Raw genomic sequence first — 12,217 nt, forward strand, 5'->3', positions numbered from 1 at the left:
GTTTGGTTAATAGGCCGGTTTTGTACCCGCCGCTAACCAAATCTTCCGATCATGAAAAAGTATGCCCTATTTGTTTTGATTGCCCTGTTTTCCCTGGGTGCCTGTAAGTCCATCCAGACCACAGGTAATGGTGGGCTGCCACCCGGGCAGGCCAAGAAAATAACCGGTGAAAAGTCAGCGAAGGCTTATGCCCCCGGGCAGCAGAAAGCCAAGGGGAGAGGGGGCGCCTGAAACGACCTATCCATCCCGATTCCATTCAACCTGGACCCATCCATCCCGGACCTCCCGCTTTACCACTGTGCATTCCCGCGGTAGTACTCCAGCACCCGGACCCGCAGCAGGTATTCGTATTGCACGTTGGCCAGGTTGATGCGCGCATTGTCCAGGTTGTTTTTGCTCACGATGTATTCCGTGCTGTTTGAGACGCCGTTGTTAAATCGGATTTCATTGATCCGGAAGGATTCCTCGTAAGCCGCCACCTGCTCTTCAAGCACCCGGTACCGCTCCAGGGCGGTTTCCATGTCGGCATGGGCACCCCGTATGGCCTGGCGGAACCGCAATTCGGACTGGTCCAGGGCCACCTCGGCCCGTGTGCGCTCGATCTTTTGCTGCTTGAGGTTGTTGTGGGCCCTCAGCCCGTTGAAAAGGGGGATGCGGGCACTCATTCCGTAAAAGGTACTCAGGTTGTTATCCAGCTGATCGCGATAGCTGATCGGGTCTGCCTGGAAAAGGATGCTTTCGCTCAGTACCGGGTAATCCTGCCCGGCGATGGTTACGAAATCCCCGGTTTCCGTTATTTCCGTACCCGTTTCCGTAAAGAGGTTTGCCAGGCTGGAATAGTTGGAACGAAGTCCCGCAAAGAAGGAGATTTCGGGCGTGAACCGGCCCCGGGCAGCGGCTACGCCTTTCCGGGCGGCTTCGAGCCGCAGGCGCCGCGCCTCGATAGCGTCCAGGTTGGCCAGGGCATCCGCGTAGACCTCCCCGGCGGAGAGGCCGTAGGGCTCGAAATCCATCAGGATACCCAGGCGCTCCGGGTCAATGGGGGCTTCCGAATTCATCAGCCGTTCCAGTTCGAGCACGGCGGCCGTAAGCGCATTCCGCGCCTGGGCGAGGGTCGCCCGGTCGGAGGCATACTGTCCCTGCAGGTCGCGGAAGGCCGCCGGGTTGCCGGTTTCCTGGTCAAACAGCGTTTGAAGTCGCACTACCTGTACCTCCGTGGAGCCAATGCGCCCCTCGGTTAGCCGGACGAGCTCCCGGGCATTGAGCGCCTGCAGGAAGGCCAGGGTGACCTCCAGGGCCAGTGCCTGCCGCGCCGCTTCGTATTCCAGGTCCGCAGCCTTGAGGTTCAGGCGTTGGCGTCGCATCGTGTTATACTGGCTGAAGCCATTGAACACCAGGGCATTGAGGCTTAACCCAATATTGGAAAAGGTGAGTTTTTCGTTGATATAGTCGTTCGTAAAGGGGTCAATGCTCCGGCCATCATTGATACCCAGGTCGAAGTCGCCGTTTACCCCGGGCAGCATATCCCCGGCCGCCAGGCGGTAGTTGACCCGGGCGGTTTCGGCATCCAGGCGGTTCCCCGCCAGGTCCAGGTTGTTTTCCAGGGCACGGGCTATACAGGCTTCCAGGGTGAGTACCCCGGTATCCTGGGCGGCAACCATTTGGGCGGCAGCGAGCAGCAGGATGGGCAATAGGATTCTGAACAGGTTGATCATAATTCGGGTGTATCGGTCCAGCTCCCGTCCAGCAAATGCAGGATGCGCGTGCCATAGGAAGCGTTGAATTCGGAATGGGTGGCCTGTACGATGGTCATCCCTTCCCTGTTGAGTTCTTTAAATAATTCCATTATTTCCCTGCTCTGGCGTGAGTTGAGGTTCCCGGTGGGTTCATCGGCCAGCAGGATCTTGGGCCTGGAAATCAGCGCCCGGGCCACGCCCACCAGTTGTTGTTGCCCCCCGCTCAGCTGGCTGGGGAACAGGTCCTTTTTCCCCACGATATTGAAGCGGTCCAGGATGTCCCCCACCAGGGCCTTCCGCTCCGAGGATTTTACCTTCTGGTACAGCAGGGGGGTCTCGATGTTTTCATATACCGTCAGCTCGTCGATCAGGTGGTAGGCCTGGAAAATGAACCCGATATGCTCCTTCTGCAGCCGCGCCCTTTCCTTATCGCGCATTTGGTGGACAGCCTCACCCTGGAAATAATAATCCCCCTCATCGAACCCGTCGAGCAACCCGATTACATTCAGCAGGGTGGATTTCCCGGAGCCTGAGGGCCCCATCACGGAGACAAACTCCCCTTCGTCAATTTCCAGGTCCAGGTGCTTGAGCAGGAAGGTGCGGTTCCCCCCCTGGTTGACCCATTTATAGATATTTTCCAATTTCAGTAACATGCCATTTGCTTTATGTGAAAAATCGGTTGCATCCTATTCGGTGCGCAGGCTTTTTACCGGGTTTTGCATCGCCGCCCGGATCGCCTGGAAGCTGATGGTTAAAAATGCGGTTGCCAGGGCAATACCGGAAGCGGAAACAAACAGGTCCCAGCTCGAGTCGATCCGGTAGGTGAAATTCTGCAGCCACCGGTCCATGAAAAACCAGGCAACCGGCAGGGCAATCAGGGTGGCAATCCCAACCAGTTTGACGAAATTCCTGGAGAGCATCATCACGATGGTGCCCACAGAAGCCCCGAGGACCTTGCGGATGCCGATTTCGTGGACGCGTTGGCGGGTGGTGTAGGCAGCAAGCCCGAGAAGGCCTATACAGGCAATAAATATCGTCACGAGCGAAAAAAATGTGAAAACCTTCCGGGCAGTGCGTTCCGAATCATACTGGTTGGCAATGGTCTGGTCCAGGAACTGGAAGGTAAGGGGCTTTTCCGGGACAAACCGGGACCAGACCCCGCGGACCTGGTCGAGTACCTGTTCCATGGAGCCCCCGGCCACCCGGACAGCGGTGAGCTGCATGACATTGTTAAACCGGGCACCGCTTGTAAAAATCAGGGGCGTGATGGGCTCGTGAAGTGACTGGTAGTGGTAATCCCTGACCACCCCGATGACGTGGTAGGTATGTTCACTTCCGTCCGGGGCATTGAGGAAGCCATCGGGGGTAATCAGCCGCTGGCCGATAGGGTCGTCCAGTCCGAGTTCGGCGGCCGCCTTCTGGTTGATGACCACGGCCAGGGAGTCTGTCGGAAAGTCTTCGGAGAAAAACCGGCCGGCTACCAGCTCCAGGTCCAGCGCCTTTCCGTAGTATTCGTCCACGATGATCCCCCGCCCGGTAATGGGTTCATTCCTTTTGTCCAGGGTGGCCCAGCTCACCCCGAAGTAATTCTGCTGGCCAGGCAGCGCTGTGGCCCCGGATACCTGCTGCACACCCTGCAGGGCAAGTAATTCGTTTTTGAACGCCCGGGTGTCGGTCCCCAACAGGTCGGTCCGTTCAAGGATCAGCGTATGTTCCTTGTTGAATCCGAGGCGTTCGCTGGTCATGTAGTTCATCTGACGGTTCACGATCAGGGTGCAGATGATCAGGATTACCGAGATGGCGAACTGCAAAACCACCAACCCGCTCCGGAGGTTCCTCCCCTGGCTGCCCGAATGGAATTTCCCGCGCAGCACCTGGATGGGGTTGAACCGGGAGAGGACGAAGGCCGGGTAGACCCCGGCCAGGGAACCGGTGATGCAGGTGAATAAAACCAGCAAGAGCAAGGCGCCCGGCGTCAGCAGGGAGGCCATGCTGAAATCCTTGCCTGAAATATCATTGAAAACAGGCACCAACAAGGCGAAAAATCCAATGGCAACTGCCATGGCCATAAGGCTCATCAGGAAGGATTCGGCAATGAACTGTGCGATCAATGCTTTGCGCACCGATCCAAAGGTCTTGCGGATACCTACCTCCTTGGCGCGTTCCGATGAACGGGCGGTGGCCAGGTTAATAAAATTGACGCAGGCGATAAACAGGATAAATGCGGCCACCAGGCCAAAGATGTACAGGGTGGTTTCACTGCCGTTTACCCGGAATTCGTTCTCGAGGTGGGAAGTCAGGTAGATATCCTTCAGGGGCTGCAGGTAGTAGGTATAGCCATTCCCGGCTGCCATGAAATCGTCTATGGGCATGAAAAAGGACCGTTGGATGTTCCCTGCGGCATACTTGCGGATGATCCCCGGCATGGCCGCTTCGACCTTCTCCGGGTTCGCTCCCTGGTGTAGCCGGAAATACGTGTGGGCGGAAAAACCGACAAAATTCTCCTGATCAAAATTTTCGTTCCCCGCGGTGGAAATCAGCGCATTGAAAGTGAAGTGGGAGGCCTCCGGCCAGTCCTCGTACACGGCGGTAACCTGAAGTGGCTGTTCGTTGTTGATTTCGGGGATCAGCATCTGTCCCACCGCCTTGGCGGGGTCACCGAAATACTTGCGGGCCGTACGCTCGCTCAGGACGATCGAGTTCGGCCCCTCCAGCGGGTCCCCGTCATCGCCGAACAACCGCCTGGATTTGAACAGGTCAAAGAAACCCGGATCTGCCAGCAGCACGCCGGTCTCCTCGAATCGTTCATCGCCCTGCCGTATCCGGAGCGTGCCGTTGTTGAAGAAGTTGAAGACGCGGACCGCCATTTCCACCTCGGGTAATTCCTCCGTAACCACCTCTGCATAGGACTGGGGGATAATGGAATAGGAGCTTTCCCGTGTAGGGTATTTGCGCTTGACCACCATCCGGTAGATGTTGTCGGCATCGGGCCGCCAGGCATCCACGCTCCGCTCGCTTTGGATGAACAGCACGATCAGCAGGCAGATGGCTGCACCCAGCGCCAGTCCTGCGATGTTGATCAGGGAATAGGCTTTGTGTTTGAGTAGATTCCTCCAGGCGATTTTAAAGTAGTTGCGTAGCATGGCATTTGTTTTTTGATGGATGGGTCATTCGGTCCGCAGGCTGTTTACAGGGTTTTGTAAGGCAGCCCGTAAGGCCTTGAAAGCCATGGTGAACAAAGCGATCGCCAGGGCTGCGCCCCCGGTTGCCGCAAATATCCACAGTTCGATTGGGGCCCGGTAGGCAAAATCCTCCAGCCAGGCGCTCATGGCCCACCAGGCGATGGGGCTGCCGATGACAAATGCCAGCAACACCAGTTTGAGGAAATCCCGGGAAAGCAGGCCCAGAATATTCCCCAGGGATGCCCCGAGCACCTTGCGGATCCCGATTTCCTTGGTGCGCTGCTCGGCCACGTAGGTGACCAGCCCGAATAAGCCCAGGCAGGCGATCAGGATGGCCAGTACGGCAAAACTGAGGGCTACCCGGCCCATGCGCTGTTCCTGCCGGTACATCTGGTCAAAGGATTCATCCAGGAAGGTATAGCTGAAAGGCATTCCCGGTGCCATTTCATGAAACTGCTGCTCCACCTGTGCGAGGGTTGACTCCAGGTCCCCTGGGGCCATCCGCAGCGCAGTGGCCCAGTCGTTCCGCCCAAGGCGCATCGCCAGGGGACCGACGTTCTGGCGGAGGGATTCGAAGTTGAAATCCCTCACCATGCCGATGATCGTGTAGATCTCCGCCTCTTCCTGATCCGGGGCACTCCTGTAGTAAAGCTTGCTGCCGACGGGGTTGGAAACCCCCAGGATTTCCGCTGCCCGCTGGTTGATGATCAGGGCCGTGGAGTCCGACCCGAATTCGGTGGAGAAATTCCGCCCTTCCAGGAGCTCCATGCCCATGGTGGGGATATAGTCGTAGTCCGTCCGCCAGATCTGCATGTTGAACATATTGGTTTCACTCATTACCGGATCCGTTGAAAAGGAGGTATCGCTTCGGGAGGAATTCGCCACCGGCAGGTACCCTGCAAATGCTGCTGACCGGACCCCCGCCAGGGCGGCGACTTCCTGCTTGAAGGCCGCGCGGTTGGACCCGGGGATGCCACCGGTATCCACCACGGCCACCTGTTCCTTGTCAAAACCGATCCGGGCCTTCCGGATAAACTCCAGCTGGTTGTAGATCACCAGGGTGCCTACGATCAGGATGATGGACACCGCAAACTGGAAAACGACCAGGGCGTTTCGTAAAACCGGTTCCGCCTTGCTCCCGGAGCCTTTTTTGCCCTTGAGCGCCCGGATGGGGTTGAAGGAAGCCAGGAAAAAAGCAGGGTAGACCCCGGCCAGCACCCCCACCAGCAAAGGCAGGGCTCCCAGGAAGAGCAGGTAACCCGGGCGGAGCAGGTCGGCGAGCACCAGTTCCTTCCCCGATATTCCATTGAACCAGGGCAGGAGCAGGGCACAGATCCCGACCGCCAGGACCAGGGCAATATAGGCCAGCAGGACAGATTCGGTGAGGAACTGCCCGATCAGTGCAGGTTTCCGGGTACCCATGGTTTTGCGGATGCCCACCTCTCGTGCCCGGCCGGCCGAACGGGCCGTGGACAGGTTGGTGAAATTCACGCAGGCGAGCACCAGGATAAAGAGGGCTGCAACGGAGAAGATATAGATATTCTGGATGCTGCCGTTGGGTTCGAATTCTGCCGTCCGGTCGGAATGCAGGTGGATGTCGGTAAGGGGCATGAGGGAATATTCAATCCGGTTACCGCTTTTGCGGAAGGTTTCCAGGTCCGTCTGCATATATTGCTGGAGCAGGGGGGCCAGGTACTTTTGGATCACCTGTTCGAACTTTGCCGGAAATTCCGCCGGGTCGGCCCCTTCGCGCAAGAGGATATAGGTGTTAAAATTGTGGCTCGCAAAATTCCCGAAGTCGTAATTGACATTGGCCATGGAAAAGAAGAAGTCGATATGGAAATGCGATTGTTCCGGCAGGTCCTGGAAGACGGCGCGGACCTGGTAGGCGGTTCCGCCGGCGTCGTCGGTTTCCAGGTTCTGGCCAATGGCTGCCGCAGCCCCCCCGAAATAGCGTTCTGCGGCGGATTCGGAGATCACCACGGCGTTGGGTTCGCTCAGGGCCCCCTTCCCGGTCCCGGCTACCACCGGCAGGGTGAAGACATCAAAGAGCGTGGAATCGGCGTGGGCCACCCGAGGTTCGTTCAGGTATTCGTCCCCGTGTTTGATGAGTTTGGCCCCCGAGTTGTTGTAAAGGCGTACAAACTCCTCCACCTGGGGGAATTCGTTCTTCAGGGTTTCCCCCATGGGATCTGAGGTTTCGGACATATGCAGGTCGGTCTCCCCCATCCGGACATCCGAATGGACGCGGTAGATGCGTTCGGCCTTGGCATGGAAGCGGTCGTAGCTCCATTCATCCGCCACATACAGGGCAATCAGCATGAAACAGGCCAGGCCCAGGGCGAGCCCGAAAATATTGATAAAGGAGAAGACCCTGTTTTTTCTCAGGTTCCTCCAGGCGATTTTCAGGTAGTTGCGGATCATGGCGTTTGTTTTTTTGATTGAGTTGTTTGATGCTTTTCTATTCGGTCCTCAGGCTGTTCACTGGGTTGGACAGGGCCGTGCGCGCCGACTGGACCCCGATGGTCAGCAGGGCAATGGCAAGGGCCCCCAGGGCCCCGAGCAGGAATACCCACCAGTGCAGTTCGATGGTATAGGCAAAATCCCGCAGCCAGCTGCGCATAAACCACCAGGCCAGGGGGATGGCAATCAGGGATGCCAGTCCGATCAGCCTGGCGTAGTCCATCGAGATCAGGCGGACAATGCTGCTTGCAGGAGCCCCGAGTACGCGTCGGATTCCAATTTCCTTCCGCCTTCTTGCAAGGGTCAGGGTGACCAGGGCAAAGAGGCCGAGTACTGCGATAAAGACAGCCAGGGCCGAGGCCACTTTTACGATGGTCCCGGTGCGGCGTTCTGCCTGATAGCGGGCGGCCAGGGACTCATCCAGGAAGGTGTGCTCGAAATCCTGGTCGGGCGCTACCGAAGCCCAGGCTGTCTTGAGCAGGTCTACCTGCCCTACAAGGCTCCCTCCTTTCAGTCGTACCGTGACCCTGGGCTGGGGGGAAAAGGCCATGCCCACATTTTCCGTGTAGCGCATCATGGAATCCGGCTGTAGCGTCAACACGAGGGGGGTTACCGGACTGTGGAGGGATTCGTAGTTGAAGTCCTCGAGCACCCCGATGATGCGCGGGGGGAAGCGGCCCGGAAGTTTCTGGCCGATGGGTTCCTGAAGGCCAAACTGCCTGACAAAGGCTTCATTGACCACGGCAGCCCCGGCCCGGTCGGAAGTGACCTGGGGATCGAACGACCGCCCCTCCTTGATGCGGAGCTTCATCGTTTCCACGAAATACGGATCCACCAGGTTGTATTGAAAGCTTTGGTAGGCGTTCTGTTCATCGGTAAACCCCATGGTGATCCAGGGTGTCTCGGCAAAACTGTACAGGTCTACAGACACATTGGCCACTTCCGGATGGGACAGCAAGGCAGTCCGGTAGCGTTCCGCCAGGGGGATGCCTTCCTGCCGGCCCATATTGGTGGGTACCACGATGAGGTGCTCACGTTCATACCCCAGGTCTTTTTCCTGAAAATACCGGATTTGTTGCCCGATAAAGACCGAACAGATAATCAGGGCAATGGAAGCAGCAAACTGGGCAACCACGAGGCCCTTCCTGAGCAGCGCAGACCCCCCTGCGGCGGCCATCAGGCCCTTGAGTACCCTGGCCGGGTTGAACCGGGAGAGTACCAGGGCCGGGTAAAACCCCGAAAGGAGTGTCACGGCCAGGGTAAGCACCAGGCAGAAGCCTGCAAATCCCCAGTCGGCCGGGAAGTCAAGGTCGCGGACAATCAGGTTGTTGAAGGGGCGGAGCAGGAGCAGCGCCAGCCCGAGGCCCAGCAACACGGCCATACAGGTCACCAGGAAGGCTTCCCCCAGGAATTGCCGGATGAGTTCCCGCCTGCGGGCCCCCAGCACCTTGCGCACCCCCACCTCCCGGGCCCGGTTGCCGGAGTGCCCCACGGACAGCAGCACAAAATTGGCGCAGGCCACCAACAGGATGATGAGTCCCACCGAGGCCAGGATATAGCTGTATTTCGGGTCGCTCACAGGCTGGTTGCCGGCGGGAAGGCTGTTGTTCAGGTGGATGTCCGTTATGGGCTGCAGGTAGATATCAAAACCACCCTCGGGATAGTCTTCCCCCAGGGCCTTGCGCATCATCGCCGGAAACTTGGCCGAAGCGGCTTCGGCTGTGGCATCCTCCCGGAGCAGGACATAGGTTTCCGTATTGACATTGAACCAATTGTCCCGGGCCTGTTGCGGCATGAGCGTACCGGCATTGGCATAGGAAATGAGCATCTCGTACTGAATGCTGGAAGCCTGGGGTGCGTCGGCAACCACAGCCGAAACGGTGAAGCGGCGCTGTTCATCCCCCAGATCCATTTCCAGGTCCTGCCCCACGGCCCCTGCATCGCCGAAATACTTCCGGGCCGCAGATTCCGAGAGGACCAGGCTTCCGGGCCCCGCTAGGGGCGCCGCGGTATTGCCGCGCAGGACGGGGAAGTCGAACAGGTCAAAGAAGGAAGGGTCTACCATGAGAACCGCTTCGGTAAAACGGTTGGCCCCCAGGGTAACGATGGGCCGGAGGCTCATCACCCGGCAGGTTTGCTCCACTTCCGGTATATCGGCTTCCAGGGTGGGGCCCAGGATCAGGGGGGTAATGACATTTATGAACCGCTGGTCCTGGAAGGCTTCGTCCTGCCAGGCCCGGTACAGGCGGTCCGATTGGGTGTGGAAGGCATCATAGCTCCATTCGCTGCGCACAAATAACAGGATCAGCAGACAACAGGACACGCCTACCGCCAGGCCGCTGACCTTCACGAAAGTATACCCCTTGTAGCGCATCAGGCTTCTCCAGGCGATTTTCAGGTAGTTGCGGATCATGGCGTTTGTTTTTTTGATTGAGTTGCTTGATGCTTTTCTATTCGGTCCTCAGGCTTTTTACGGGGTTCGACCAGGCGGCCTTGCTGCCCTTGAGCACGATTATGGCCAGGGTGATCAAGAGTACGGCTGCCGTAGCCAATGCGAATACCCACCATTCCAGGGGTGTACGGTACTGGTAATTCTGCAGCCAGCTCTCCATCAGGAATGCCGTGAGCGGGATGGCGATTGCCCCGGCCACGACCACCAGGCCGATAAATTCCCGGGTAAAGAGTGCAAGGATATCTGTCACAGACCCGCCCAGGACCTTCCGGATGCCGATCTCCTTGGTTTTCTGCGCGACGAAAAAGGACACAAGCCCATAGATACCCAGGCAGCCGATCCCAATGGCCAGCAGGCTGAATAGTTTGCCCAGGGTCAGGAACTGGGTTTCCGTGGCGTACTGCTGGGCCACCCGCTCATCGACAAATTCGTATTCGAAAAGCAAATCGGGGAAAGCCCCGGTCCAGGTCTTTTCAAGGTGGGCGATCCCCTCCCGCAGCCGGCCGGCTTGCAGTTTTACGGCAAATTCCCCGTAGTTGCCCGGTTCAGGGGCAATAAAAACAGGGTTGATACGCGAGGTGAAATCGGAATCATGGAAGTCTTCCACCACCCCTACGATCCGGCCACGGACATACTTCCCGCCCACGGCGATCTCCTTCCCCAAAACGGCCTCCGGGGATTCCGCGCCCACCATCCGGGCAAAGGTCCGGTTTACGAGAACTTCATCCACGGTATCCCGTTTTTCAAAAAAGTTGCGACCGGCCACCAGGTCCAGCCCAAAGGTGCCCAGGTAGTCCCTGTCGGCCACCTTCACATCGATGGCAAATTCTTCAACTTCCGGCCTGCTGTTGTATCGCACACTGGTTCCCCAGATGTTGTTCGGGGCGCCCGGGCTGGCAAAGCAGGAGGAAACCTGGCTGATGGCCGAATGGTTGGACAGGCGCGCTTTCAGGCTTTCGAGCTGCCGGGGCTCCAGGTCAGAAGGAATGGGCAGCATGAGGACGGACGTGTCATAGCCCAGGTCGGACTCCACGGCATACCGGAGCTGCCTGCCAACCACCAGGGTAGCGATGATCAGGCCGATGGAGATGGTAAATTGAAGCGTGACCAGTACCTGGCGCGTGCGCAGGCCGCCTGAATCGCGCTGGGTCAGCTTTCGCTTGAGGGCGAGTACCGGCGGGATCCGGCCCAGGACCACCCCGGGGTAAAAACCCGCCAAAAGGGTTACCAATACGAGGATTCCCAGCATAAAAAGTATCGAGCCGGGGTTGACCAGGGACTCAAAACCCAGGGAAAGGCCCGTAATGTCATTAAAATAAGGCAGGGCCAGCCAGGCCGTGAGCAGGCCGGCCACAAGCGCGAACAAGCTTAGCAGAAAGACCTCCGAAAGGAATTGCCGGAGCAACTGGTGCCTGCCGCATCCCAGGACCTTGCGTACCCCTACTTCGCGGGAACGGTTCAGGGACTGGGCGGTGGTGATGTTGATGAAATTGATACAGGCCAGCAGGAGTACCAGGAACCCGATCAGGGAAACGATCCAGAGGATGCGTTCCTGTATGCCCCCGGGGTACAACCCGCCCAGATGGATGTCCAGAAGCGGCTGGAGCCGGTAATGGTGGATATTTTTGGAATCCGGCCGGTACTTGCCGGGCAGGGCGGCCAGCTGGGCTTCAACCGCTGCGGGATCCGTCCCCGGGCGCACACGCACAAAGGTCTGCAGCATGCTGGTGATGCCGCGGAAACTATCGCTGGTCACCCATTCCGAATAGACTTTAAGGGTCGGGAAGGAAACCAGGATTTCCCGGTCGAACAGGGACTTTTCGGGGAGCGGGTCCAGGATGCCGGCTACCCGGATCGTTTCGGTATTGCCAAGGACAAAGGTTTCGCCAATGGCATCCCGGCGGCCGAAGAGCCTCATGGCCACTTCTTCGGTGATAAATGCCAAATTGGGTGCCTCCAAGGCATCTGGAGTGCCCCCGCGAACCGGGAAGTTGAAGATTTCTAAGAATTCCGGCTCCACGAATGCCAGGGTTTCCCGGTACTTCTGCGTGGCCCCGTCCCGTTCCACGGCCAGCACGTCCTCCTGCCAGTCCGCATAGCGTGCCACTGCTTCCGAAAAGGTGAATTCGTTTCGGATCTCATTGGCCATCCCCGGGGGGACGCTGCCTTCATACTCGATATAATCGGTTTCCTCGTCCGTATTCAACCGGTAGATCCGGTCCGCGTCGGTATGGAAATCGTCGAAGCCCAGGTGGTGGGAAACAAAGAGGTAGATCAGAACGGCGCAGGCAAAGCCTATGGTCAGTCCCAGCAGGTTGATCAGGCTGGTGGTCCGTCGCTTTCTCAGGCTCCTCCAGGCAGTAATGAAATAGTTGCGGATCATG

7 protein-coding genes are annotated in these 12,217 nt (G+C 58.2%); 1 reads left to right on the top strand and 6 read right to left on the bottom strand.

Annotation, left to right across the window (positions count from 1 at the left end):
• Positions 1-51: 51 nt before the first annotated feature.
• Positions 52-231 carry a quinol oxidase subunit 4 gene (locus tag H7F20_RS08595; protein WP_185785679.1) on the top strand — a complete coding sequence of 60 codons (180 nt, stop codon included), beginning with the start codon at positions 52-54 and terminating at the stop codon, positions 229-231.
• Positions 232-290: 59 nt separating this feature from the next.
• Here the strand turns inward: H7F20_RS08595 and H7F20_RS08600 are convergent, their stop codons facing one another.
• The 6 genes from H7F20_RS08600 to H7F20_RS08625 are packed head-to-tail and all read right to left on the bottom strand — an operon-like array spanning position 291 to position 12,216.
• On the bottom strand, positions 291-1,715 hold the full coding sequence (locus H7F20_RS08600; RefSeq protein WP_255444020.1) for a TolC family protein: 1,425 nt from the start codon (positions 1,713-1,715) through the stop codon (positions 291-293).
• A complete protein-coding gene (locus H7F20_RS08605; protein WP_185785680.1) occupies positions 1,712-2,389 on the bottom strand; it encodes an ABC transporter ATP-binding protein in 678 nt (225 codons plus the stop codon). Before H7F20_RS08605 ends, H7F20_RS08600 begins: the two co-directional genes overlap by 4 nt.
• A gap of 33 nt (positions 2,390-2,422) precedes the next feature.
• Positions 2,423-4,879, bottom strand: coding sequence for an ABC transporter permease (locus H7F20_RS08610; protein ID WP_185785681.1), 2,457 nt, complete (start codon positions 4,877-4,879; stop codon positions 2,423-2,425).
• A 24-nt stretch (positions 4,880-4,903) separates the two neighbouring features.
• Positions 4,904-7,342 carry an ABC transporter permease gene (locus tag H7F20_RS08615; protein WP_185785682.1) on the bottom strand — a complete coding sequence of 813 codons (2,439 nt, stop codon included), beginning with the start codon at positions 7,340-7,342 and terminating at the stop codon, positions 4,904-4,906.
• A 37-nt stretch (positions 7,343-7,379) separates the two neighbouring features.
• Positions 7,380-9,794: an ABC transporter permease gene (locus tag H7F20_RS08620; protein ID WP_185785683.1), complete on the bottom strand. Its 2,415-nt coding sequence runs from the start codon at positions 9,792-9,794 to the stop codon at positions 7,380-7,382.
• Between the two features lie 37 nt (positions 9,795-9,831).
• Positions 9,832-12,216, bottom strand: a complete 2,385-nt coding sequence (locus H7F20_RS08625; RefSeq protein WP_185785684.1) for an ABC transporter permease — start codon at positions 12,214-12,216, stop codon at positions 9,832-9,834.
• Position 12,217 lies beyond the last annotated feature (1 nt).

This window comes from Robiginitalea sp. SC105, assembly GCF_014243345.1.
Taxonomy (GTDB): domain Bacteria; phylum Bacteroidota; class Bacteroidia; order Flavobacteriales; family Flavobacteriaceae; genus Robiginitalea.

Excerpts from the sequence above, each read along its gene's own strand:
- H7F20_RS08595 (WP_185785679.1), top strand. The coding sequence starts at position 52 with ATGAAAAAGTATGCCCTATTTGTTTTGATTGCCCTGTTTTCCCTGGGT.
- H7F20_RS08600 (WP_255444020.1), bottom strand. The coding sequence starts at position 1,715 with ATGATCAACCTGTTCAGAATCCTATTGCCCATCCTGCTGCTCGCTGCC.
- H7F20_RS08605 (WP_185785680.1), bottom strand. The coding sequence starts at position 2,389 with ATGTTACTGAAATTGGAAAATATCTATAAATGGGTCAACCAGGGGGGG.
- H7F20_RS08610 (WP_185785681.1), bottom strand. The coding sequence starts at position 4,879 with ATGCTACGCAACTACTTTAAAATCGCCTGGAGGAATCTACTCAAACAC.
- H7F20_RS08615 (WP_185785682.1), bottom strand. The coding sequence starts at position 7,342 with ATGATCCGCAACTACCTGAAAATCGCCTGGAGGAACCTGAGAAAAAAC.
- H7F20_RS08620 (WP_185785683.1), bottom strand. The coding sequence starts at position 9,794 with ATGATCCGCAACTACCTGAAAATCGCCTGGAGAAGCCTGATGCGCTAC.
- H7F20_RS08625 (WP_185785684.1), bottom strand. The coding sequence starts at position 12,216 with ATGATCCGCAACTATTTCATTACTGCCTGGAGGAGCCTGAGAAAGCGA.